Below are 24,769 nucleotides of genomic sequence, written 5' to 3' on the forward strand. Positions count from 1 at the left end.
CTCTGCGGCCCGTTTCATTAATGACCAATAGCCTTGCGTGATATAGTGAAGACTTTCGTGATGAGGAGGTCGACTTGTGAACACGCCTGATGCTGTTGTTGTCCTTTGTACCGCCCCTGATGAAGCCTCTGCCCAGGATCTCGCCGCCAAAGTGCTGGCCGAAAAACTGGCAGCCTGCGTGACGCTCCTTCCTGGCGCCACCTCCCTTTACTACTGGGAAGGTAAACTGGAGCAGGAGTACGAAGTCCAGATGTTGCTCAAAACCAATCTGGCGAACCAGCAGGCACTCCTGGACTGCCTCAAATCTCATCATCCTTATCAAACCCCCGAACTGCTGGTATTGCCAGTGGTCCACGGCGACAACGATTATCTCTCATGGCTCAACGCTTCCTTACGCTGATCCTGCTGCTGTGCAGCACATCAGTTTTTGCCGGGTTATTTGACGCTCCCGGCCGTTCGAACGTTATTTCTGCCGACCAGGCATTTGTTTTCGATTTTCAACAAGACCAGCATGACCTGAATCTTACCTGGCAGATAAAAGAGGGGTATTACCTCTATCGCAAGCAGGTCAGCATCACGCCTGCTCAGGCAAAGGTAGGCCCACTTCAGATGCCTGCGGGCGAGTGGCATGAAGACGAGTTTTTCGGCAAAAGTGAAATCTATCGCCAGCGGTTAAGCGTGCCCGTGACGCTCAATCAGGCCGATAAAGGCGCCACAGTGACCGTCACGTATCAGGGCTGTGCCGACGCGGGCTTCTGCTATCCGCCGGAAACCAAAGTCATTCCGCTGAGCGAAGTTAAAGCGGCCGACAGTATGCCTGCGCCTCCCGCAGATGAGAGCGCCGGAATGAAGGACGACGGTCACACAGCACTGCCCTTCTCCGCCTTGTGGGCTTTACTGATTGGTATCGGCATCGCCTTCACGCCGTGCGTGCTGCCCATGTATCCGCTTATCTCCGGAATTGTCCTTGGCGGCAAGCAACGTCTTTCAACCGCACGCGCCCTGCTGCTGGCCTTTATCTACGTGCAGGGTATGGCGTTAACCTACACCGCACTGGGCCTCGTGGTTGCTGCTGCCGGACTGCAGTTCCAGGCTGCACTTCAGCACCCTTATGTGCTGGCTGGCCTGTCGATCGTATTTATTCTGCTGGCGCTGTCGATGTTTGGTTTGTTCAGCTTACAGCTGCCGTCCGCGTTGCAGACTCGCTTAACGCTGATGAGTAACCGTCAGCAGGGGGGCTCCCCGGGCGGCGTGTTCGTGATGGGTGCCATCGCCGGGTTGATTTGCTCACCGTGCACTACCGCGCCACTGAGCGCGATCCTGCTATATATTGCCCAGAGCGGTAACATGTGGCTCGGCGGTGGTACGTTGTATCTCTACGCGCTGGGAATGGGTCTGCCATTGATTCTGGTAACGGTATTCGGCAACCGTCTGCTGCCCAAGAGCGGCCCATGGATGGAGACGGTGAAAACCGCGTTTGGTTTTGTCATTCTGGCGCTGCCGGTGTTCTTGCTCGAGCGTATTATCGGCGACGCCTGGGGGATGCGCCTGTGGGCAATGCTCGGTGTTGCCTTCTTCTGTTGGGCGTTTATCACAAGCCTGGCAGCGAAAAAGCCGTGGATGCGTCTGGTGCAAATCCTCCTGCTCGCCGCCGCGCTGGTGAGCGTACGGCCACTGCAGGACTGGGCATTTGGCACACCCGCGGGACAAACGCAGGCGCATTTGAACTTCATCCAGATAAAGAACGTGGATGAACTCAACAGCGCACTGGCGCAGGCGAAAGGCAAACCGGTCATGCTGGATCTGTATGCTGACTGGTGTGTCGCCTGTAAAGAATTCGAAAAGTACACGTTTAGCGATCCGCAGGTGCAAAGTGCACTGAAAGAGACGGTTCTGCTCCAGGCAAACGTCACCGCCAACAGTACAGCGGATAAGGCACTGCTGAAGCAACTTAACGTGCTGGGTCTGCCAACCATTCTGTTCTTCAACGAACAGGGCCAGGAGCAGCCTGCACAGCGTGTAACCGGGTTTATGGACGCGACGGCATTCAGCGCGCATTTGCGCAATCGCCAACCGTAAACAACACTTGAAACGGGACAAACCGTTGGGAATAACGGAGGAGATAACCGTGCAACGCGAAGACGTACTGGGACAAGCCCTGCAATTACTTGAGATTCAAGGGATCGCCAGCACCACGCTTGAGATGGTAGCCGACCGTATTGATTATCCTCTGGATGAACTCATGCGCTTCTGGCCGGATAAAGAGGCGCTGCTTTACGATGCCCTGCGTTATCTCAGCCAGCAGGTTGATGTCTGGCGCAGGCAGCTAATGTTAAATGAAGAACTGACTGCGGAGCAAAAGCTGCTGGCGCGTTATACCGCCCTGAGCGAATGCGTAAGCAACAACCGTTATCCGGGTTGCCTGTTTATTGCCGCCTGCACCTTCTACCCTGACCCCGGCCATCCTATCCATCAACTGGCGGATCAGCAAAAGCGGGCGGCGCATGATTTCACGCACGAACTGCTGACCACGCTCGAAGTGGATGACCCGGCGATGGTCGCTAAGCAGATGGAGCTGGTACTGGAAGGTTGCCTGAGCCGTATGCTGGTAAACCGTAGCCAGGCCGATGTGGATACAGCACACCGTCTGGCCGAAGATATCCTGCGTTTTGCGCAGTGTCGTATGGGTGGTGCGCTGACGTAATCTGTCTGAAGAATTTGACCTGTTCGGCGCGTAAACCGTCAGATTGCCGCAAAGTTAAGCAGTTGAACGGCTTTTCCCGAAATAGTGTTGACGATCAGGCGCGATTGCGGTTTAATGCGCTCCGTTGCCCGGATAGCTCAGTCGGTAGAGCAGGGGATTGAAAATCCCCGTGTCCTTGGTTCGATTCCGAGTCCGGGCACCACTATTTAAAGAACCCAGCCTATGGCTGGGTTTTTGCTTTTCTGCGTCTGATAAACTCTCCTGTAACCACTCTCTGGTCACATCCTCGTAAACCTGTTCCTGCAGTATTTCATGGCGCTTAAAGTGGTCCTGTGCACGCTAAATTCCGTACTGATCTGAAGTGTTTGGGGAATCCTGAAGGGAGATGATGGGGTTTGGGGTTACCGTATCGTGGCTTCGCCTTGTCTGGCGGCACTCTTTGGGGTATTCAGATGTGTATTTCGCGCCCCAAAGCAAAAAACCCCGCACCATACGGTACGGGGTTCTTTTAATTGATGCCTGGCAGTTCCCTACTCTCACATGGGGAGACCCCACACTACCATCGGCGCTACGGCGTTTCACTTCTGAGTTCGGCATGGGGTCAGGTGGGACCACCGCGCTAAAGCCGCCAGGCAAATTCTGTTAATCTGTATCAGCTGAAAATCGTCTCTCATCGCCAAAACACCTTCGGCGTTGTAAGGTTAAGCCTCACGGTTCATTAGTATCGGTTAGCTCAACGCATCGCTGCGCTTACACACCCGACCTATCAACGTCGTAGTCTTCAACGTTCCTTCAGGAGACTTAAAGTCTCAGGGAGAACTCATCTCGGGGCAAGTTTCGTGCTTAGATGCTTTCAGCACTTATCTCTTCCGCATTTAGCTACCGGGCAGTGCCATTGGCATGACAACCCGAACACCAGTGATGCGTCCACTCCGGTCCTCTCGTACTAGGAGCAGCCCCCCTCAATTCTCCAGCGCCCACGGCAGATAGGGACCGAACTGTCTCACGACGTTCTAAACCCAGCTCGCGTACCACTTTAAATGGCGAACAGCCATACCCTTGGGACCTACTTCAGCCCCAGGATGTGATGAGCCGACATCGAGGTGCCAAACACCGCCGTCGATATGAACTCTTGGGCGGTATCAGCCTGTTATCCCCGGAGTACCTTTTATCCGTTGAGCGATGGCCCTTCCATTCAGAACCACCGGATCACTATGACCTGCTTTCGCACCTGCTCGAGCCGTCACTCTCGCAGTCAAGCTAGCTTATGCCATTGCACTAACCTCCTGATGTCCGACCAGGATTAGCTAACCTTCGTGCTCCTCCGTTACTCTTTGGGAGGAGACCGCCCCAGTCAAACTACCCACCAGACACTGTCCGCAACCCGGATCACGGGTCTACGTTAGAACACCAGCCATTAAAGGGTGGTATTTCAAGGTTGGCTCCACGCAGACTGGCGTCCACGCTTCAAAGCCTCCCACCTATCCTACACATCAAGGACCAGTGTTCAGTGTCAAGCTATAGTAAAGGTTCACGGGGTCTTTCCGTCTTGCCGCGGGTACACTGCATCTTCACAGCGAGTTCAATTTCACTGAGTCTCGGGTGGAGACAGCCTGGCCATCATTACGCCATTCGTGCAGGTCGGAACTTACCCGACAAGGAATTTCGCTACCTTAGGACCGTTATAGTTACGGCCGCCGTTTACCGGGGCTTCGATCAAGAGCTTCGCGTTACCGCTAACCCCATCAATTAACCTTCCGGCACCGGGCAGGCGTCACACCGTATACGTCCACTTTCGTGTTTGCACAGTGCTGTGTTTTTAATAAACAGTTGCAGCCAGCTGGTATCTTCGACTGATTTCAGCTCCACCCGCAGGGGCTTCACCTACATATCAGCGTGCCTTCTCCCGAAGTTACGGCACCATTTTGCCTAGTTCCTTCACCCGAGTTCTCTCAAGCGCCTTGGTATTCTCTACCTGACCACCTGTGTCGGTTTGGGGTACGATTTCGTGTTACCTGATGCTTAGAGGCTTTTCCTGGAAGCAGGGCATTTGTTACTTCAGCACCGTAGTGCCTCGTCATCACACCTCAGCGTTAACAAGGAACCGGATTTACCTGGAACCTCCGCCTACATGCTTAAACCGGGACAACCGTCGCCCGGCTAACATAGCCTTCTCCGTCCCCCCTTCGCAGTAACACCAAGTACAGGAATATTAACCTGTTTCCCATCGACTACGCCTTTCGGCCTCGCCTTAGGGGTCGACTCACCCTGCCCCGATTAACGTTGGACAGGAACCCTTGGTCTTCCGGCGAGCGGGCTTTTCACCCGCTTTATCGTTACTTATGTCAGCATTCGCACTTCTGATACCTCCAGCACCCCTCACAGGACACCTTCAACGGCTTACAGAACGCTCCCCTACCCAACAACGCATAAGCGTCGCTGCCGCAGCTTCGGTGCATGGTTTAGCCCCGTTACATCTTCCGCGCAGGCCGACTCGACCAGTGAGCTATTACGCTTTCTTTAAATGATGGCTGCTTCTAAGCCAACATCCTGGCTGTCTGTGCCTTCCCACATCGTTTCCCACTTAACCATGACTTTGGGACCTTAGCTGGCGGTCTGGGTTGTTTCCCTCTTCACGACGGACGTTAGCACCCGCCGTGTGTCTCCCGTGATAACATTCTTCGGTATTCGTAGTTTGCATCGGGTTGGTAAGCCGGGATGGCCCCCTAGCCGAAACAGTGCTCTACCCCCGAAGATGAGTTCACGAGGCGCTACCTAAATAGCTTTCGGGGAGAACCAGCTATCTCCCGGTTTGATTGGCCTTTCACCCCCAGCCACAAGTCATCCGCTAATTTTTCAACATTAGTCGGTTCGGTCCTCCAGTTAGTGTTACCCAACCTTCAACCTGCCCATGGCTAGATCACCGGGTTTCGGGTCTATACCCTGCAACTTAACGCCCAGTTAAGACTCGGTTTCCCTTCGGCTCCCCTATACGGTTAACCTTGCTACAGAATATAAGTCGCTGACCCATTATACAAAAGGTACGCAGTCACCCCATAAAGAGGCTCCCACTGCTTGTACGTACACGGTTTCAGGTTCTTTTTCACTCCCCTCGCCGGGGTTCTTTTCGCCTTTCCCTCACGGTACTGGTTCACTATCGGTCAGTCAGGAGTATTTAGCCTTGGAGGATGGTCCCCCCATATTCAGACAGGATACCACGTGTCCCGCCCTACTCTTCGAGTTCACAGCCTGTGTGCTTTCGTGTACGGGACTGTCACCCTGTACCGTGCGACTTTCCAGACGCTTCCACTAACACACAAGCTGATTCAGACTCTGGGCTGCTCCCCGTTCGCTCGCCGCTACTGGGGGAATCTCGGTTGATTTCTTTTCCTCGGGGTACTTAGATGTTTCAGTTCCCCCGGTTCGCCTCGTTAACCTATGTATTCAGTTAACGATAGTGTGTCGGAACACACTGGGTTTCCCCATTCGGACATCGCCGGGTCAAAGGTTCATATCACCTCGCCGGCGCTTTTCGCAGATTAGCACGTCCTTCATCGCCTCTGACTGCCAGGGCATCCACCGTGTACGCTTAGTCGCTTAACCTCACAACCCGAAGATGTTTCTTTCGATTCATCACCGGTTTGCGAAAATTTGAGAGACTCGAACACACATAACATGTGTGTCGTTTCAATTTTCAGCTTGATCCAGATTTTTAAAGAGCAAATATCTCAAACGTCACCCGAAGATGAGTTTTGAGATATGTCGGCAGGTGACTTTCACTCACGAACCAGCAAGTGGCGTCCCCTAGGGGATTCGAACCCCTGTTACCGCCGTGAAAGGGCGGTGTCCTGGGCCTCTAGACGAAGGGGACACTGAAGTCTCAATCGCAAGACGCCTTGCTATTTACTTTTCATCAGACAATCTGTGTGGACACTACAAAGGCAGGTTCTTTAAGGTAAGGAGGTGATCCAACCGCAGGTTCCCCTACGGTTACCTTGTTACGACTTCACCCCAGTCATGAATCACAAAGTGGTAAGCGCCCTCCCGAAGGTTAAGCTACCTACTTCTTTTGCAACCCACTCCCATGGTGTGACGGGCGGTGTGTACAAGGCCCGGGAACGTATTCACCGTAGCATTCTGATCTACGATTACTAGCGATTCCGACTTCATGGAGTCGAGTTGCAGACTCCAATCCGGACTACGACGCACTTTATGAGGTCCGCTTGCTCTCGCGAGTTCGCTTCTCTTTGTATGCGCCATTGTAGCACGTGTGTAGCCCTACTCGTAAGGGCCATGATGACTTGACGTCATCCCCACCTTCCTCCAGTTTATCACTGGCAGTCTCCTTTGAGTTCCCGGCCGGACCGCTGGCAACAAAGGATAAGGGTTGCGCTCGTTGCGGGACTTAACCCAACATTTCACAACACGAGCTGACGACAGCCATGCAGCACCTGTCTCAGAGTTCCCGAAGGCACCAATCCATCTCTGGAAAGTTCTCTGGATGTCAAGAGTAGGTAAGGTTCTTCGCGTTGCATCGAATTAAACCACATGCTCCACCGCTTGTGCGGGCCCCCGTCAATTCATTTGAGTTTTAACCTTGCGGCCGTACTCCCCAGGCGGTCGACTTAACGCGTTAGCTCCGGAAGCCACGCCTCAAGGGCACAACCTCCAAGTCGACATCGTTTACGGCGTGGACTACCAGGGTATCTAATCCTGTTTGCTCCCCACGCTTTCGCACCTGAGCGTCAGTCTTTGTCCAGGGGGCCGCCTTCGCCACCGGTATTCCTCCAGATCTCTACGCATTTCACCGCTACACCTGGAATTCTACCCCCCTCTACAAGACTCTAGCCTGCCAGTTTCGAATGCAGTTCCCAGGTTGAGCCCGGGGATTTCACATCCGACTTGACAGACCGCCTGCGTGCGCTTTACGCCCAGTAATTCCGATTAACGCTTGCACCCTCCGTATTACCGCGGCTGCTGGCACGGAGTTAGCCGGTGCTTCTTCTGCGGGTAACGTCAATTGCTGCGGTTATTAACCACAACACCTTCCTCCCCGCTGAAAGTACTTTACAACCCGAAGGCCTTCTTCATACACGCGGCATGGCTGCATCAGGCTTGCGCCCATTGTGCAATATTCCCCACTGCTGCCTCCCGTAGGAGTCTGGACCGTGTCTCAGTTCCAGTGTGGCTGGTCATCCTCTCAGACCAGCTAGGGATCGTCGCCTAGGTGAGCCGTTACCCCACCTACTAGCTAATCCCATCTGGGCACATCTGATGGCAAGAGGCCCGAAGGTCCCCCTCTTTGGTCTTGCGACGTTATGCGGTATTAGCTACCGTTTCCAGTAGTTATCCCCCTCCATCAGGCAGTTTCCCAGACATTACTCACCCGTCCGCCACTCGTCACCCGAGAGCAAGCTCTCTGTGCTACCGTTCGACTTGCATGTGTTAGGCCTGCCGCCAGCGTTCAATCTGAGCCATGATCAAACTCTTCAATTTAAGTTTGATGCTCGTGAATTAAACTTCGTAATGAATTACGTATGTTCACTCAGAGACTTGGTATTCATTTTTTGTCCGAAGACATTAAGAATCCATGTCACTTTGAGTGCCCACACAGATTGTCTGATAAATTGTTAAAGAGCAGTTGCGACGCGGCTTACAGCTCACCGTCGCGAGGTGGCGTATAATACGCTTTCCTCTTTCAGAGTCAACCCTGAAGTTCAGGATTTTTTCTCTTCAACCGACCGGGTTAACTGTGAAGTGATTCACATCCGCCGTGTCGATGGAGGCGCATTATAGGGAGTTCTCAGCAGGCCGCAACCTAAAAGTTGCAAAAAGATGACTGACTGCTGTATTCCCCAGCAAAACCCCGCTTTATACCCTTTTACGCACAGACTTATCCACAATTGAGGCGGGATCTCTGTGCGATCCTACGGATTAACAGGCAAGATCAACTATACTAGCGACAAATATTCCCCCAGCAGGCCACCCCATGACCACACAACAACTGACGCGTGACTGGCGCCTTCCTACAGCAGGCATCATGTTGCTGGCGATCCTCGTAGCCGGGTTTGCCCTGCATACGCACTGGAACACCTTTCTTCAGTGGTGCCTTGCCACGCAAATTACCCTGCACCGTTATCTGGTGATGTACCTGCTCCAGCTTAACAACCACCAGTACAGCGGCGGGTTATGGCTATTAACCGGCGCCTTCTTCTATGGCGTATTGCACGCCATCGGGCCGGGGCATGGGAAATTCATTGTGACGACCTACCTCACGACAAATAAAGAAAGCGAACGGGCCGCCCGGGTCGTTCCTTTTCTTGGCAGCCTGATGCAGGGCGTCAGCGCCATTCTCTTTGTCTTTATTCTGGCGGTAGGGTTTAACCTCGCATCCGGGGATATCAGTACCAGCCGCTGGTACGTCGAGAAGATAAGCGCGGTGCTCATCGGTGCATTTGGTGTATTTGTCATTTACCAGGCGCTGAAAAGCCTGCGACCTCGCCGGATGGCTATCTCAGCCATCACACCCCTTCATCAACATAATGAACACTGTGGTTGTGGTCATCACGGTGTAGGTGCAGATCTGGCGCAAGGCGACTGGAAAACCCGGTTGGGCGTCATACTGGCGATTGGTGCGCGCCCGTGCAGCGGGGCGATCATGATCCTGATGTTTTCAAATGCACTGGGTATTGTTACCTGGGGGATGGCCGCGGTCATGACCATGTCGCTGGGAACGGCGTTATCGATTATGGGCCTCTCACTGGCGGTACGTTATGCCCGAGAGCGGACGGTGGCCTGGTTTGGCGGCGGGGCTTCACTCAGCTGGCTGGTTCCGGTCTTTAAAATAGCCGGCGGGATAGTCCTGATCCTGTTCGCGACCGTGCTGTTCCTGACGGTACTCCCCATCAGCGCCAATGGCGATTACATCGCTGCAGGCTGCTAATAAAAGAAAACCCGCCAGCGGCGGGTTTTTTATTACTCGTTGATTCGTGGATGCTGGTCCACCAGGCGGGAGCGTTTTTGCTGCAGCTCTTCAATCTCTGCATCAATGTCTTCAATCTTCTGCTCTACATTATCGTAGTGTTCGCGCAGGATCTCTTTCGCTTCCTGGATATCAGACGCCGCAGGCGTGGCCCCTTTAAGAGGACGATTCGCCGTCTCCTTCATGGTAATACCGGTAATCAAACCAATCACCGCGATAACCATCAGGTAATAAGCCGGCATCATCAGGTTCTGCGTACTTTCCACCAGCGAGGCGGCAAGCGTCGGGGTCAGACCGGCAATCAGCACCGAGATGTTAAAGGCAGCCGCCAGCGCACTGTACCGAATGTGTGTCGGGAACATCGCAGGCAGCGTCGAGGCCATCACCCCGATAAAGCAGTTGAGGATCACCGCCAGCATCAGCAGACCGGCAAAAATCAGACCCAGCACATTACTGTTAATCAGAATAAAGGCCGGGATTGCCAGGGCAAACAGCGCGACACTCCCCAGAATAATGAACGGTCGACGGCCAAAGCGGTCACTCAACAGCCCCATAATCGGCTGCACAAACAGCATACCCACCATGATGGCGATAATAATCAGCACACCGTGGTCTTCTGAATAGTGCAGGTTATGCGACAGATAGCTCGGCATGTAGGTCAACAACATGTAGTAGGTCACGTTCGTGGAGATGACCAGACCAATACAGGTCAGCAGGCTGCGCCAGTGCTTTGTCGCAATCTCTTTAAAGGAGACTTTCGGGCCATCCTGCAGCCCTTCGCGGTCGCCCTGCTCCAGCTTCTCAACGTGCTGCTGGAACGCCGGCGTTTCTTCAAGAGCATGACGCAGGTAAAGACCGATAATCCCTAACGGCAGCGCCAGGAAGAACGGAATACGCCAGCCCCAGGAGAGGAAGTTCTCTTCACCGACGACGGTAGAAATCAGCACCACCACGCCCGCACCCAGGACAAACCCGGCAATCGAGCCGAAGTCCAGCCAGCTTCCCATAAAGCCGCGCTTACGGTCCGGGGAATACTCTGCGACAAAGATAGAGGCCCCCGTATACTCACCGCCTACGGAGAAGCCCTGGGCCATCTTACAAAGCAGCAGCAGAATCGGAGCCCAGATGCCGATGCTGGCATAGGACGGTATCAGGCCGATACAGAACGTACTGATCGACATAATGACAATGGTGATAGCAAGGATCTTCTGGCGACCATATTTATCGCCAAGCATACCGAAGAACAGACCACCCAGCGGGCGAATCAGGAAGGGGACGGAGAACGTACCCAGCGCGGCAATCATCTGCAGACTGGGGTCGGCGCCGGGGAAGAACACTTTACCTAACGCATAGGCCACAAAGCCGTAAACACCAAAATCGAACCATTCCATCGCATTACCCAGCGAGGCGGCGGTGATCGCTTTGCGCAGTTTGGCATCATCAATAATGGTGACGTCGCGAAGCGTGATGGGTTTGATTTTTTTCCTTCTGAGCATAGCTATCCTCGTAGACTCGGCCCTGTCCGTTTCACAGTCCCGTATGCGATCTGTGAACCATGGGATCCGCTCCATGCGAATCGCCTTATTCAAGCGTAGCAGGTTTACTTACATTGACGTTTTACGTCGATACAACCGAACCTGTTGACGCCTGCCTGGGCAGTTAATGACCTTTTTACCCTACCAGCGTTTATATTTGTGATCAACTTCACACATATATTTATGTTACGTCAGCTGGCTGCAGTTTTTGTCAATTAGCGCAAATCTGCACGTTCTCAATCGCCATAAAAACACATCCTCACACACGTCATTATTTCCCGGACAACGGAAAATGAAACCCCATTACTTCACATCAGATTTACATAAATTCTAACCCTCCGACGCGCGTTTAAAACGTTTACGTCAATATGTGATGCAGATAACTAAAACACTGTTTTATTTTCATTGAATCATCATTCCAATGATCGCATGATAATTCCGAACACCACGTTCCCGGTGCTGTGGCACCGCGTTTACCAGGATCGCTTTTTTAGTTTTATTGCATGGGTAATGACGCCATCGACCCCAGAGACATTCAATTCATTGAATTTATTGATTTATTTTTTGTTTTTGCCGCCCGCCATGCGGGATACGATTTGAGGGTTATCTATGAAGATTAAAGCCACGATTGAACGCATACCGGGCGGTATGATGCTGGTTCCGCTTGTACTGGGCGCTATCCTGAATACCCTGGCCCCTGAAACCGGCGCTTATTTTGGCGGGTTCACAAAAGGGATGATTACGGGCACCGTTCCCATTCTGGCCGTCTGGTTCTTTTGTATCGGCGCCTCAATTAATTTACGGGCAACAGGCACCGTATTACGAAAATCCGGCACGCTGGTGATTACGAAAATTGCCGTGGCCTGGGTAGTGGCAATGATCTGTGCGATGTTCATTCCGGAGAATGGAATTCAGACCGGATTCTTCGCCGGATTATCGGTTCTGGCAATTGTCTCTGCGATGGATATGACCAACGGCGGTTTGTATGCCAGCCTGATGAACCAGTACGGCACCAAAGAAGAGTCAGGTGCATTTGTCCTGATGTCTCTGGAGTCCGGTCCGCTGATGACCATGCTGATTCTGGGCTCTGCTGGCCTGGCGTCCTTTGAACCCCACCACTTTATCGGCGCGATCCTGCCCTTCCTGATCGGTTTTGCTCTGGGTAACCTGGATCACGATCTGCGTGATTTCTTCAGCAAAGCCACGCCGGTGCTGATCCCGTTCTTCGGTTTTGCGCTGGGTAACACCATCAACCTGAATGTCATCCTCGATACGGGTCTGCTGGGTATCGTGCTGGGCGTGGCGGTTATCATCATCACCGGTATTCCGCTGATTATTGCCGACCGGGTCATTGGGGGAGGAAACGGAACGGCGGGGATCGCCGCCTCTTCAGCCGCAGGTGCAGCCGTGGCCAACCCGGTGATCATTGCGCAGATTAACCCGGCTTTTGAACCGGTGGCCGCGTCCGCGACGGCACTGGTTGCAGCCAGCGTGATTGTGACCGCGATTCTGGTTCCCATCATCACCGCACTGTACGCAAAACGCGTCGGACATGTTGCTGAGGTTCAGACAGAGCCTAAGCCTGTTGAAACACACCATTAACCGGTGCCCCCCTCCCGGTGAGAGGGGGATTTCAGCCACCAAAAATCTCTTCCACCATCCCATCCACAAGCCGTTTTGCCGAGCACAACCTCGGCATACCCAGCGCGACAGTGTGCCAGCTTTGCGTCACCGACCAGCTCACCGGATGGTTATCCGCCTGACACCAGTCGCCCAGCCAGCCGAGCATGTCTTTATGATCTATCAGTCCCGGCGATGCGGGCGTTGTCAGCCACTGATGGTAGAAATGGCGGGTGGAAGGAGAAGCGTTGATGCCCTGCGCAAGATAGTTTGCCGCCATACTGCGTAAGTTATCCTTGAGCATCGCCGCCACGTCTTCATTCGCCAGGCGACAGGCATCACCAAATGCACCCCAGCGCAGCTCTTCCAGGACGACATAGCAACGCCCGGCCAGCGACCAGCCATCGTAGTGACCGGCTCGCCAGCGGGTAAAAATTTGTTCGCTGTGCTCACCCGCCTGCACCGTCAGCCCTCGCTGGGAGAGCGCCTTCTCTTTATAGGCGGCTCGTTGCGTAAAATGAGCGGAAAGCTCAGCGTACTGCTGAATCAGGCCGGGCGATTGCTGGGCCCGCGGGTTAGTCTGCTGACGCAGCGCAATCAATTTGTCTGCCATCAGCGTCAGCGCAAGGTGCCCGGGGTCAAGCATACCGGCCAGCTTTTCCGCCAGCCCCAGGCGCAGCGCCGCATTTTCATTAAGCATACCCGCCATCGCCCAGGGCCGTAGCCGGGTATGCGTCATGATCTCCTGGGTCAAACGCTCACGAAACTGCAGCTGTTGTGGTCCCGGGTGGGGATGACGCGCCGCATCTACCCCCTGAACCAGATCGACCATAAATTTTGGATGAATACACTCCAGCGTTCGCCCGGGGCCGTCCAGTAGTTGTGTTGTCATGGTTGTTCTGCCGCGAATAGGGTTTGAATATCATCGCGTAACAGTCGGGTATCTTCCTGTATCCACGTCGCAGTCGTGATACTTTGCTTTAACAGCTGGCTGAGCGCTCGGGTCGAATGCTCATTTTGCTGACGTACTGCGAGGCTATCACGCAAACTTTCCTGTAACCCGGTCAGGCATAACGAAAATTCCGCAAAGAACGTTGCCATCCCCGCCGTAACAGAGACATCGACCTGGGCGGTCAAAGCTTTACGGATTTGTTCACAGAACTGATCGATATGCTGCTTGAATTTTTCATGCAGCTGTTCAATATCAATGACATAGCGTGTGCGTGCAACAACATAATCTTCCCAGCCCCAGCCCGGGTTATTCAGCCAGCGAGAGACGGTTTCACGCATGCTCGCCGCGCCCGCTGGCTGGCCTGCCGGGCGGTGGTCCTGCGCAATGGCATCGTTAAACAGCGCCCGGGTGTTGAAGTTAAGTTGATGCGCCTGAAACGCCGGGAAGCTTATCCGCGCGCGAAAACCCGCATGGCTGAGTTGTTCTTTAATACGCGTTTCGATTGGCCGCATGGCTTCATTCAGCGAGCGCGCCAGCGTCGACTCCAGTTGATCGAAGCGTAACGCCAGCTCCCGGCCGATCTTCGTCTGCGCATCCAGCATGATCAGCTCGCAGGAGGAGCGGATTTTACTCAGCGCAATTTGCGCCTGTCCTTCATCATCCAGTACCAGCTGTTTCAGCGCCTGCGGCTCGTCACGGCGAAGATCCCGCGGTTCGATGCCAGCCAGGTCGAGAACAGAGCGGGCGCTAAACACATGGCTAATCGCCTGCTGGAGTGAAGTATTCTGCGATATCATAAAGTCAGCGGTAGCGTTAAGCGCCTGCTCCACTTCATGCTTCACTTCGTCGCTCACCACGCGCTGACGCGTATGCAGCAGGGCCATGTCCTCTTCCAGGCGCGCGATATTCAATTCCAGCGCCTCAAAAGCGACCGTCAGCCCCTGGTAGCGGAAGTCCAGGTACTCCCGGGCATTTTGGGCGTAGTTAAGCAGCTTATGCGACGCCGAACGCAGGGCGAAGAGCGATGCATTGGCATAGGCAGCATAAATAAGCTTGCGGATCGGCTGTTCAAATAACGAATCTTCCCACAGCAAATCGGCAGCATGACGAATATGGTCGATGTCGTCCAAATCCTCCGTACGCCAGCGGCGTCCCAACGCGGCTTCGGCAAAATCCTGAACCCAGCGCTGCTCCTTGTGATCCGGTAGCTGACCGTGGGTAGTCATCTCATAACGGGCGCGGTTCGCCAGATACGCCCACATCGACGAAACGGGATAAATTTGCCCCGGCGAAATATTCCCTTTCATTAAGGTGCCGGAGATCATCGCTTTAACCTGTTCTTCATCGTCGCTGTTACGATCTTTCTGATCGAATTTATTAACCAGCGCATACAGCGGCACCGATTTACCGGCGACTGAAATGGCCTGCCGGACCTCTTGATCGGAAATCGATTTGAGCTGGGTGTAATCCATCACCGCCAGCACCGCCGACGCGCGGGATAACTGCTCGCTCAGCATTTTTTGCAGATGCGGTTGCCCGGCCTCATTCGGCCCGGGGGTATCAAGCAGCGTCAGTTGCCCAAGGTGGGCATCCAGACCCGCGAGATGCACGAACTCCACTTCAATCACCGGAATGTGTTCGATGGCCGCATATTCAGAGAACGGAAACTCGACGCCCAACGCCTGTGAGAGCCTCACCAGATCGTTAAGGCTTTTCAGACAATGAAATATCGGCTGCGCACCAAGGTGATGCTTCTCGAAAGCCTCACCTTTTTCAATTCTTTCCAGCAGCGTAATCATGTCCTTATCAATTTCCAGACGCTGCGCCAGCTTACCGCGATCGTAATCGCAGAGCTTTTTCTGTAACAGAAGGATTAATTCATCGATAGGAGAGACGTGAGCAAAATGGAGCACCGGCTCTTTCTGACCCGGCGTATGACGGATCAATGTCGGGAGCGCCGTCATTGGTCGGTTGCGGTTCGGCAACACTTCGGTTCCGACAATGGCATTAATGGTGGTCGATTTCCCCGCTTTCATGGTGCCCACAATTGCCAGCACCATTTCCAGACGGGTTATTTTCCGTAATTCATTATTCAGCATCGCCTGCTGGGCTTCGACACCCCGCGCACTAAAATGCAAAGGTAAGACGTTGTTCTTTTCACCCGTAATGGCTGCGGCGGTGCTTTCCAGCTTCGCCGTCGGCATTGATTTCAACGTATCAAGATTTTGCAGGGCGAGCTGTAACAAACGCTCTGCTTCCTGGCTTAATTCAAAAATGGTCTGTGTGTGCATGATAAAAGCCTTTCCTTAACGCAAATTTATTACTTTTATTAAGCCACTGGTTTTAATTATGTTGTTCAGGCTTATATGATCACGTGTGGAAAACATGTTCACCGAAATATAACTGATTGAAGATAATCAGAAATAAATCGCTATCCTTGCATGGCGTGTAAAGCTTCCCCTCTGGCATGACAGCCAAAAGATAAAAGCCTGGCCCATTTTTAAGAAACTTCAGGATATATCATCATTATTTACCCACCTAAAAAGAGAGGTAATGCGTCACCGCCATAAGATATGGATGACGGGGAAGTCAGGAGATAAATAACAATGTGTCGCTTCACCTTATCCGAAATGGAGGTGCGTAGCAATTTGCTGCAATAAAATATTCGATATATTTACTGCCATTTCTTTCCACCGTGTTAATGCCGTAAGCATCGCTTAACTGACTGACAGGAAATGTCACTGGCGACACGCTTTTTGCTTTTTTTTTAAATAGAATATCACCGACAACGGTGTGGATTTGCGTTATACTTGCCCCCTTTTTCGGCACCCAGCCGTCATTTTGCTGGCACTTTCCAGCGTGTTACGCACTTTTTGAGGATACCCTTATGCAACTCCCACACTGCCCGAAATGCAATTCTGAATACACCTATGAAGATAATGGCATGTTCATCTGCCCGGAATGCGCTCACGAATGGAATGACGCCGAGCCGTCGCACGATACTGATACGCTTGTTGTAAAAGATGCGAACGGTAATCTGCTGGCTGATGGCGACAGCGTCACCGTGATTAAAGATTTGAAGGTTAAAGGCAGCTCTTCCATGCTGAAGATCGGCACTAAAGTGAAGAATATCCGTCTGGTAGAAGGCGACCATAATATTGACTGCAAAATTGACGGCTTTGGCCCGATGAAACTGAAATCAGAGTTTGTGAAAAAGAACTGATTTACCCGCCCGGTGGCGCTTCGCTTACCGGGCTGGCGAGAACTACACTTAACGGGCTCTTCTTACGTGAGGTATAGATTATGCCGTTAAGTCCCTACATCTCTTTCGCCGGTAACTGTGCCGAGGCCTCCGCCTTTTATCAGCACGCCGTCGGCGCAGAGCTCCTCTATAAAATCACCTTCGGTGAAATGCCAAAAGGCGACAGCAGCGAAGAAGGCTGTCCGTCTGGCATGCAGTTTCCGGATTCGGCGATCGCCCACTCGAATGTTCGCATTGCGGGCAGCGATATCATGATGAGTGATGGGCAGCCGCCCGGCAGCAAAGCGCAGTATGCCGGGTTCACGCTGGTGCTGGACACCCAGGACGTGGCAGAAGGCAAACGCTGGTTCGACAATCTGGCCGCGGAAGGCCATATCGAAATGGCCTGGCAGGAGACCTTCTGGGCGCACGGTTTCGGTAAAGTCACCGACAAATACGGCGTGCCGTGGATGATTAACGTCGTTAAGCAACAGCAGTGATCTTCTGGCGGTGGGCAGTCTGCCCCCGCCTGTCATCAAACTCCCCTCAACTCTTCAAACTCCCGCAACCGAGACTTAACCCAAATGTCATATTGATGCGCCAGCATGAGGCCACATTTATTGTGAGGCCCAGCATATGCAAACTGTTATCCGCGTCGAGAAACTGAGCAAGACCTTTCATCACAACAAGGCCCTGCATGCCGTTGATCTGACCGTCCAGCAGGGCGAAATGGTGGCGCTCCTGGGGCCATCCGGCTCTGGTAAATCCACCCTTATGCGTCATTTAAGCGGCCTTATCACCTGTGATAAGACCTCAGAAAGCCACGTCGAGCTGCTGGGCAACACCGTGCAGCGTGCAGGACGCCTGGCGCGGGATATCCGCAAAAGCCGCGCCCAGACGGGCTATATCTTCCAGCAGTTCAACCTGGTCAATCGCCTGACGGTACTGGAGAACGTGCTGATCGGCGCGCTCGGCAGCACCCCGTTCTGGCGTACCTGTCTGCGCTGGTTCTCCCCCTCTCAAAAGCAGGAAGCGTTACAGGCGCTGACCCGCGTCGGAATGGCGCATTTCGCCCACCAGCGCGTCTCCACCCTGTCCGGTGGACAGCAGCAGCGCGTGGCTATCGCCCGTGCCCTGATGCAAAAAGCGCAAATCATTCTTGCCGATGAACCCATCGCCTCGCTGGACCCGGAATCGGCTCGCATCGTGATGGAAACCCTGCGCGACATCAACCTCAACGACGGCATCACCGTGGTGGTGACGCTGCACCAGGTGGATTACGCCCTGCGCTATTGCGAGCGCATCGTCGCGTTGCGTCAGGGGCATGTGTTCTTTGATGGCCCAAGCCATCAGTTTGATAACGACCGTTTCGACCGTCTCTACCGCAGCATTAACCGCGTCGAAGAGAACGCGCAGGCTGCTTAATTAAAACCGATCCGAGGAAAGTACATGAGCTACAAAGCCGTTGCCGCGCTGGCGTTTACCAGCATGTTCAGCATAAGCACTCTGTTAAGCCCTGCGTACGCCCAGGAGCAGGAAAAAGCGCTGAACTTTGGCATTATTTCGACGGAATCACAGCAGAACCTGAAACCTCAGTGGGAACCGTTCCTGAAAGATATGGAAACCAAACTGGGGATCAAAGTGAACGCCTTCTTCGCCCCGGACTATGCGGGCATCATCCAGGGGATGCGCTTTAACAAAGTCGACATCGCCTGGTACGGCAACCTCTCCGCCATGGAAGCGGTGGATCGCGCGAACGGCCAGGTCTTTGCCCAGACCGTTGCCGCGGATGGCTCCCCGGGTTACTGGAGCGTGCTGATCGTCAATAAAGACAGCCCCATTAACAACCTGAACGACATGCTCGCCAAACGTAAAGAGCTGACGTTTGGTAACGGCGATCCCAACTCCACCTCTGGTTTCCTGGTGCCGGGCTATTACGTCTTTGCTAAAAACAACGCCTCTGCCAGCGAGTTTAAGCGCACCGTGAACGCCAGCCATGAAACCAACGCGCTGGCCGTGGCCAATAAGCAGGTGGATGTCGCCACGAACAACACCGAGAACCTCGACAAGCTGAAAACCTCGGCACCGGACAAGCTGAAAGCGCTGAAGGTTATCTGGAAATCCCCTCTGATCCCGGGCGACCCCATTGTCTGGCGCAAAAATCTGTCTGAGACCACCAAAGACAAGGTGTACGACTTCTTTATGAATTACGGCAAAACGCCGGAAGAAAAAACGGTTCTGGAACGCCTGGGCTGGGCACCTTTCCGCCCGTCAAGCGACCTGCAGCTGGTCCCGATTCGCCAGCTGGCGCTGTTTAAAGAGATGCAGGGCGTGAAGGACAACAAGGGCCTGAAGGAGGAGGAGAAGAGCAGCAAAGTGGCTGCGATTCAGGCTCAGCTCGAAGACCTTGACCGCCTGACCGCCGCGCTCGGCGCCATGAGCAGCGTGAATAAAGCGGTGCAATAACGCTTACCGCCCTCTCCCGGTGGGAGAGGGCATTCAGACCAAAGGGGCATACATGCAAACCATCACCCTCCCACCGCCGAAACGCAGCTGGTTCTCGCTTTTTAGCTGGGCCATTTTGCTTGCGGTGCTCGTTATCTCCTGGCAGGGCGCAGAAATGGATCCGCTGCTGCTGTTTAAAGATGCCGGCAATATGGCCACTTTTGCCGCCGACTTCTTCCCGCCTGATTTCAGCCAGTGGCAGGATTACCTCAGCGAAATGGCGGTCACTCTGCAAATTGCCGTCTGGGGCACCGCCCTGGCCGTCATCCTTTCTGTTCCGTTCGGCCTGATGAGCGCCGAGAACATCGTACCGTGGTGGATTTACCAGCCGATGCGTCGCCTGATGGACGCCTGCCGCGCCATCAACGAAATGGTCTTTGCCATGCTGTTCGTGGTGGCCGTCGGCCTGGGTCCGTTCGCCGGGGTGATGGCGCTGTTTATTCATACCACCGGCGTGCTCTCCAAGCTGCTCTCCGAGGCGGTGGAAGCTATTGAGCCGGGCCCGGTCGAAGGGATCCGCGCAACGGGCGCCAACAAAATTGAAGAGATTCTCTTCGGCGTACTGCCCCAGGTGATGCCGCTGCTGATCTCCTACTCCCTGTACCGTTTCGAATCCAACGTTCGTTCCGCCACCGTCGTCGGCATGGTGGGTGCAGGCGGTATTGGCGTCACGCTGTGGGAAGCGATTCGCGGGTTCCAGTTCCAGCAAACCTGCGCCCTGATGGTGCTCATTATCATCACCGTCAGCCTGCTGGATTTTATGTCTCAACGTTTGCGTAAGCACTTCATCTGAGAAGCGAGGCTTTGATTTGTATGCACTTATCCAGACATCCGACCAGTTACCCTACCCGCTGGCAAGAGATAGCGGCAAAGCTCGAGGTGGAACTTCGCACCCACTACCGCTGCGGAGACTACCTGCCTGCCGAGCAGCAGCTTGCCGACCGCTATGAAGTGAACCGACACACGCTGCGCCGCGCCATTGATCAGCTGGTCGAGCGCGGCTGGGTGCAGCGCCGTCAGGGCGTCGGCGTGCTGGTGTTGATGCGTCCGTTTGACTATCCGCTCAATGCGCAGGCGCGTTTTAGCCAGAACCTGCTGGATCAGGGCAGCCACCCGACCAGCGAAAAACTGCTGTCGGTGCTGCGCCCGGCCTCAAGCCACGTCGCGGACGCGCTGGGCATTCAGGAGGGCGACAATGTCATCCACCTGCGTACCCTGCGTCGGGTCAACGGCGTGGCGGTGTGCCAGATAGACCACTACTTCGCCGACCTGGCGCTGTGGCCGGTGCTGCAAAATTTCTCCAGCGGCTCGCTGCATGATTTTCTTCAGGATGCCACGGGCATCGCGCTTAAACGTACCCAGACGCGCATCAGCGCCCGCCGCGCGCAGGCCAAAGAGAGCAAAGTGCTGGAGATCCCCAACATGGCTCCGCTGCTCTGCGTTCGCACCCTCAACCACCGTGACGGCGAGATCGACGCGACGGAATACTCCGTCAGCCTGACCCGCGCCGACATGATCGAATTCACCATGGAGCACTGAATGCATTTCGATACCTCCACCCGCCAGCGCTGGATGGGCGTTCTGGCGCACAGCCAGCCCGCTGCGCTTTCGGACCGCATACAGGCGCTGAATCTGACGCCGGAATATGACCTCATCCGCGCGCCGGAAATCGGTCTGGTGCAGATCCAGGCACGTATGGGCGGTACCGGTGAGCGCTTCTTCGCCGGCGATGCCACCCTCACCCGCGCAGTGATCCGCCTGAACAGCGGCACGCTGGGCTACAGCTACGTGCTCGGGCGCGACAAACCACACGCCGAACGCTGCGCGGTGATTGACGCCCTGTTACAGGAACAACCTCATTTCCAGACCCTGATGGAAACCCTTATTGCCCCGCTGGAAGCCGACCGTGCTGCACTGATTGCCGCCCGCCAGGCCCAGATAAACACCAGCCGGGTCGACTTCTTTACGCTCGTTCGCGGAGATAACGCATGACGCTTCAACCCGCTTTTACCCTGGCCGTCCAGGATGCCCAACAAAGTTTTCGTCGCCTGCTGAAAGCCATGAGCGAGCCGGGCGTCATCGTCTCGCTGCATCAGCTCTCTCAGGGCTGGCTGCCGCTGAATCTGGCGACCACCAGCGTACTGCTGACGCTCGCCGACAACGACACCCCGGTGTGGCTCTCTGGCGCGTTATCGAATGATATCGCCAGCCAGAACCTGCGCTTTCACACCAACGCCCCGCTGGTTGAACAGCCCCGGCAGGCGGTGTTTGCCGTGGCCGACGAGCAAATCAGCCACGAGCAGCTTAATGCCCTGAGCGAAGGAAGCGCGGTGGCACCGGAGACCAGCGCCACGCTGATTTTGCAGGTATCAAGCCTGAGTGGTGGCCGCATGCTGCGCCTCACGGGGGCGGGTATTGCCGAAGAGCGCATGGTCGCGCCACAGCTGCCGGAGTGCATCATTCATGAACTGACCGAACGCCCGCATCCGTTCCCACTCGGTATTGACCTGATCCTCACCTGCGGAGAACGCCTGCTGGCCATCCCTCGTACCACTCATGTGGAGGTGTGCTGATGTACGTTGCCGTCAAAGGGGGCGAGAAGGCTATCGCCGCCGCCCATGCCTTGCAGGCGCACAGACGACGGGGTGATGACGCGCTTCCCGAGCTCAGCGTCACCCAGATTGAGCAGCAGCTCAATCTGGCCGTCGACCGGGTAATGACTGAAGGCGGCGTCGCTGACCGCGAACTGGCGGCGCTGGCGCTGAAACAGGCCAGCGGCGACAACGTCGAAGCCATCTTCCTGCTGCGTGCTTATCGCACCACACTGGCGAAACTGGCGGTGAGCGAACCGATCAATACGGCAGAAATGCGTCTGGAACGTCGTATTTCAGCGGTCTATAAAGACATCCCCGGTGGCCAGCTGCTTGGGCCCACCTATGACTACACCCACCGTCTGCTGGATTTCACCCTGCTGGCGAACGGCGAAACGCCCCAGCTGAGCACCTCGGATGCAGAGCAGGTTCCCTCCCCACACGTTTTTAGCCTGCTGGCGAAACAGGGTCTGGCGAAGGCCGAAGACGATACTGGCGCGCAACCTGACGACATCACCCGCACGCCGCCGGTTTACCCCTGTTCACGCTCGTCGCGCCTGCAGCAGCTGATGCGCGGCGACGAGGGGTATTTACTGGCGCTGGCCTACTCCACCCAGCGTGGCTACGGCCGCAACCATCCGTTCGCGGCGGAGATTCGTAGCGGCTTCCTTAACGTCGAGATCGTGCCCGAAGAGCTGGGTTTTGCGGTGAACGTCGGCGAACTGCTCATGACCGAATGCGAAATGGTGAATGGATTTGTCGCCCCCGAGAACGAGGCCCCGCATTTTACCCGCGGTTATGGGCTGGTGTTCGGCATGAGTGAGCGCAAGGCAATGGCGATGGCGCTGGTCGACCGTGCCCTGCAGGCACCGGACTACGGCGAAGCGGTCTCCGGCCCGGCGCAGGACGAGGAGTTCGTGCTGGCCCATGCGGATAACGTCGAGGCTGCGGGCTTCGTTTCCCACCTCAAGCTGCCGCACTACGTCGATTTCCAGGCCGAACTGGAACTGCTGAAACGCCTGCAACGGGAGCGCGCACATGACTAACTTAAGCGGCTACAACTTTGCTTATCTGGATGAACAAACTAAACGCATGATCCGCCGCGCCATTTTGAAAGCGGTGGCTATCCCCGGTTATCAGGTGCCGTTCGGCGGCCGCGAAATGCCCATGCCTTACGGCTGGGGTACCGGCGGCATTCAGCTGACCGCCAGCGTCATTGGCGAGTCGGACGTGCTGAAGGTCATCGACCAGGGGGCTGATGACACCACCAACGCCGTGTCGATTCGCCAGTTCTTTCAACGGGTGACGGGCGTCAATACCACCGAAAAAACCGAAGATGCGACGCTGATCCAGACCCGTCACCGCATTCCGGAAACGCCGCTGACGGAAGATCAGATTTTGATTTTTCAGGTGCCTATTCCGGAGCCCCTGCGCTTTATCGAGCCGCGTGAAACGGAAACCCGCACCATGCACGCCCTGGAAGAGTACGGCGTCATGCAGGTAAAGTTGTATGAGGATATCGCCCGCTTCGGCCATATCGCCACAACCTACGCCTATCCGGTCAAGGTCAATGGACGCTACGTGATGGACCCGTCCCCCATCCCCAAATTCGACAACCCGAAGATGGACATGATGCCTGCCCTGCAGCTGTTTGGTGCCGGGCGTGAAAAACGCATCTACGCCGTACCGCCTTACACCCGCGTGGAAAGTCTCGATTTCGACGACCACCCGTTTACGGTGCAGGAGTGGGACGAGCCGTGCGCCATTTGCGGCTCAAAACACAGCTATCTGGACGAAGTGGTGCTGGATGACACGGGCAAACGGATGTTTGTCTGCTCCGACACCGACTTCTGCCGCCAACAGAGCGAGGCGAAAAGCCAATGAAACCGCTGCTTTCGGTTAATAACCTGACCCACCTTTACGCGCCGGGCAAAGGCTTCAGCGACGTCTCGTTTGAGCTGTGGCCAGGTGAGGTGCTGGGCATTGTCGGCGAGTCCGGCTCGGGCAAAACCACCCTGCTGAAATCTATCTCTGCACGACTGACGCCGCAAAAGGGCGACATTTTATATGAGGGCCGGTCGCTGTACGGCATGAGCGAGGCCGAACGCCGTCGCCTGCTGCGCACCGAATGGGGCGTGGTGCATCAACATCCCATGGACGGCCTGCGCCGCCAGGTCTCGGCCGGAGGCAATATCGGTGAAAGGCTGATGGCCACCGGCGCACGCCATTATGGCAACATCCGCGCCACGGCACAGCAATGGCTGAGCGATGTGGAGATCCCCACCTCGCGCATTGATGACCTGCCCACCACCTTCTCCGGCGGTATGCAGCAGCGCCTGCAGATTGCCCGCAATCTCGTCACTCACCCGAAGCTGGTGTTTATGGACGAACCCACCGGTGGGCTGGACGTCTCCGTTCAGGCACGTCTGCTCGACCTGCTGCGCGGCCTGGTGGTGGAACTGAACCTGGCCGTGGTGATTGTCACCCATGATTTAGGCGTTGCCCGCCTGCTGGCGGACCGTCTTCTGGTGATGAAGCAGGGTCAGGTGGTGGAAAGTGGGCTGACCGACCGCGTACTCGACGATCCCCATCATCCGTACACCCAGCTGCTGGTGTCATCGGTATTGCAGAATTAAGAG

The 24,769-nt window shown here is 55.1% G+C and carries 19 protein-coding genes, 2 tRNA genes and 3 rRNA genes; 17 read left to right on the top strand and 7 right to left on the bottom strand.

Features of this window, described 5'->3' with window-relative positions; all coding sequences use genetic code 11:
- Positions 1-76: 76 nt before the first annotated feature.
- The 4 genes from cutA to L466_RS00555 all read left to right on the top strand — a co-directional run bounded on the left by cutA (position 77) and on the right by L466_RS00555 (position 2,906).
- Positions 77-400 (top strand): divalent cation tolerance protein CutA, encoded by a 324-nt coding sequence (gene cutA, locus L466_RS00570; RefSeq protein ID WP_014168278.1) that lies wholly within the window; start codon positions 77-79, stop codon positions 398-400.
- Positions 376-2,079, top strand: a complete 1,704-nt coding sequence (locus L466_RS00565) for a protein-disulfide reductase DsbD (RefSeq protein WP_032681891.1) — start codon at positions 376-378, stop codon at positions 2,077-2,079. The genes cutA and L466_RS00565 overlap by 25 nt, the downstream gene beginning before the upstream one ends.
- A gap of 49 nt (positions 2,080-2,128) precedes the next feature.
- Positions 2,129-2,704 carry a transcriptional regulator gene (locus L466_RS00560; protein WP_020882970.1) on the top strand — a complete coding sequence of 192 codons (576 nt, stop codon included), beginning with the start codon at positions 2,129-2,131 and terminating at the stop codon, positions 2,702-2,704.
- A gap of 126 nt (positions 2,705-2,830) precedes the next feature.
- Positions 2,831-2,906 (top strand) — tRNA-Phe (locus tag L466_RS00555).
- Between the two features lie 315 nt (positions 2,907-3,221).
- Here L466_RS00555 and rrf read toward each other — a convergent pair.
- From rrf to L466_RS00535, 4 genes are all read right to left on the bottom strand, one after another.
- Positions 3,222-3,337, bottom strand: a 5S ribosomal RNA gene (rrf, locus tag L466_RS00550).
- 64 nt (positions 3,338-3,401) lie between these two features.
- A 23S ribosomal RNA gene (locus L466_RS00545) occupies positions 3,402-6,307 on the bottom strand.
- A gap of 192 nt (positions 6,308-6,499) precedes the next feature.
- Positions 6,500-6,575, bottom strand: a tRNA-Glu gene (locus L466_RS00540).
- 85 nt (positions 6,576-6,660) lie between these two features.
- Positions 6,661-8,200, bottom strand: a 16S ribosomal RNA gene (locus tag L466_RS00535).
- The 16S, 23S and 5S rRNA genes sit together here with 1 tRNA gene alongside, the layout of an rRNA operon.
- 493 nt (positions 8,201-8,693) lie before the next feature.
- On the opposite strand from L466_RS00535, the gene L466_RS00530 reads away from it, so the two are divergent.
- On the top strand, positions 8,694-9,647 hold the full coding sequence (locus L466_RS00530) for a nickel/cobalt transporter (protein ID WP_032681893.1): 954 nt from the start codon (positions 8,694-8,696) through the stop codon (positions 9,645-9,647).
- A 32-nt stretch (positions 9,648-9,679) separates the two neighbouring features.
- Here L466_RS00530 and proP read toward each other — a convergent pair whose 3' ends face one another.
- Positions 9,680-11,182: a glycine betaine/L-proline transporter ProP gene (gene proP / locus L466_RS00525; RefSeq protein ID WP_020882807.1), complete on the bottom strand. Its 1,503-nt coding sequence runs from the start codon at positions 11,180-11,182 to the stop codon at positions 9,680-9,682.
- A 648-nt stretch (positions 11,183-11,830) separates the two neighbouring features.
- Here proP and kdgT point away from each other — a divergent pair.
- Positions 11,831-12,823 carry a 2-keto-3-deoxygluconate transporter gene (gene kdgT / locus L466_RS00520; protein ID WP_014168273.1) on the top strand — a complete coding sequence of 331 codons (993 nt, stop codon included), beginning with the start codon at positions 11,831-11,833 and terminating at the stop codon, positions 12,821-12,823.
- A gap of 31 nt (positions 12,824-12,854) precedes the next feature.
- On the opposite strand, the gene L466_RS00515 is transcribed toward kdgT, so the two are convergent.
- Together L466_RS00515 and crfC are read right to left on the bottom strand one after the other, a co-directional pair.
- Positions 12,855-13,733 carry a diguanylate cyclase regulator RdcB family protein gene (locus tag L466_RS00515; RefSeq protein ID WP_014168272.1) on the bottom strand — a complete coding sequence of 293 codons (879 nt, stop codon included), beginning with the start codon at positions 13,731-13,733 and terminating at the stop codon, positions 12,855-12,857.
- A complete protein-coding gene (gene crfC, locus L466_RS00510) occupies positions 13,730-16,084 on the bottom strand; it encodes a clamp-binding protein CrfC (protein ID WP_032681895.1) in 2,355 nt (784 codons plus the stop codon). Before crfC ends, L466_RS00515 begins: the two co-directional genes overlap by 4 nt.
- A 596-nt stretch (positions 16,085-16,680) precedes the next feature.
- Here crfC and L466_RS00505 point away from each other — a divergent pair.
- The 11 genes from L466_RS00505 (at position 16,681) to phnK (ending at position 24,766) form a co-directional block, all read left to right on the top strand.
- A complete protein-coding gene (locus L466_RS00505) occupies positions 16,681-17,016 on the top strand; it encodes a zinc ribbon domain-containing protein YjdM (protein ID WP_020882810.1) in 336 nt (111 codons plus the stop codon).
- 80 nt (positions 17,017-17,096) lie between these two features.
- Positions 17,097-17,534 carry a VOC family metalloprotein YjdN gene (gene yjdN / locus L466_RS00500; protein ID WP_014168269.1) on the top strand — a complete coding sequence of 146 codons (438 nt, stop codon included), beginning with the start codon at positions 17,097-17,099 and terminating at the stop codon, positions 17,532-17,534.
- A gap of 136 nt (positions 17,535-17,670) precedes the next feature.
- Positions 17,671-18,459: a phosphonate ABC transporter ATP-binding protein gene (gene phnC / locus L466_RS00495; RefSeq protein ID WP_032681897.1), complete on the top strand. Its 789-nt coding sequence runs from the start codon at positions 17,671-17,673 to the stop codon at positions 18,457-18,459.
- A 24-nt stretch (positions 18,460-18,483) separates the two neighbouring features.
- Entirely contained in the window at positions 18,484-19,500 is a 1,017-nt protein-coding gene (gene phnD / locus L466_RS00490) for a phosphonate ABC transporter substrate-binding protein (RefSeq protein ID WP_014168267.1), read from the top strand.
- A 52-nt stretch (positions 19,501-19,552) separates the two neighbouring features.
- Positions 19,553-20,332 (top strand): phosphonate ABC transporter, permease protein PhnE, encoded by a 780-nt coding sequence (phnE, locus tag L466_RS00485; protein WP_025206369.1) that lies wholly within the window; start codon positions 19,553-19,555, stop codon positions 20,330-20,332.
- A 20-nt stretch (positions 20,333-20,352) separates the two neighbouring features.
- Positions 20,353-21,078: a phosphonate metabolism transcriptional regulator PhnF gene (phnF, locus tag L466_RS00480; RefSeq protein WP_020882813.1), complete on the top strand. Its 726-nt coding sequence runs from the start codon at positions 20,353-20,355 to the stop codon at positions 21,076-21,078.
- The gene (gene phnG, locus L466_RS00475; RefSeq protein WP_032681898.1) at positions 21,079-21,531 is read left to right on the top strand and encodes a phosphonate C-P lyase system protein PhnG; all 453 of its coding nucleotides are present in this window, start codon (positions 21,079-21,081) and stop codon (positions 21,529-21,531) included.
- Positions 21,528-22,112, top strand: coding sequence for a phosphonate C-P lyase system protein PhnH (phnH, locus tag L466_RS00470; protein WP_014168263.1), 585 nt, complete (start codon positions 21,528-21,530; stop codon positions 22,110-22,112). The genes phnG and phnH overlap by 4 nt, the downstream gene beginning before the upstream one ends.
- Positions 22,112-23,176 carry a carbon-phosphorus lyase complex subunit gene (locus L466_RS00465; RefSeq protein WP_025206371.1) on the top strand — a complete coding sequence of 355 codons (1,065 nt, stop codon included), beginning with the start codon at positions 22,112-22,114 and terminating at the stop codon, positions 23,174-23,176. The genes phnH and L466_RS00465 overlap by 1 nt, the downstream gene beginning before the upstream one ends.
- A complete protein-coding gene (gene phnJ, locus L466_RS00460) occupies positions 23,169-24,014 on the top strand; it encodes an alpha-D-ribose 1-methylphosphonate 5-phosphate C-P-lyase PhnJ (RefSeq protein WP_014168261.1) in 846 nt (281 codons plus the stop codon). The genes L466_RS00465 and phnJ overlap by 8 nt, the downstream gene beginning before the upstream one ends.
- Positions 24,011-24,766: a phosphonate C-P lyase system protein PhnK gene (gene phnK, locus L466_RS00455; protein WP_020882816.1), complete on the top strand. Its 756-nt coding sequence runs from the start codon at positions 24,011-24,013 to the stop codon at positions 24,764-24,766. The genes phnJ and phnK overlap by 4 nt, the downstream gene beginning before the upstream one ends.
- Positions 24,767-24,769 lie beyond the last annotated feature (3 nt).

It is taken from the genome of Enterobacter sp. BIDMC 30, from assembly GCF_000534355.1.
Classification (GTDB): Bacteria; Pseudomonadota; Gammaproteobacteria; order Enterobacterales; family Enterobacteriaceae; genus Enterobacter; species Enterobacter ludwigii.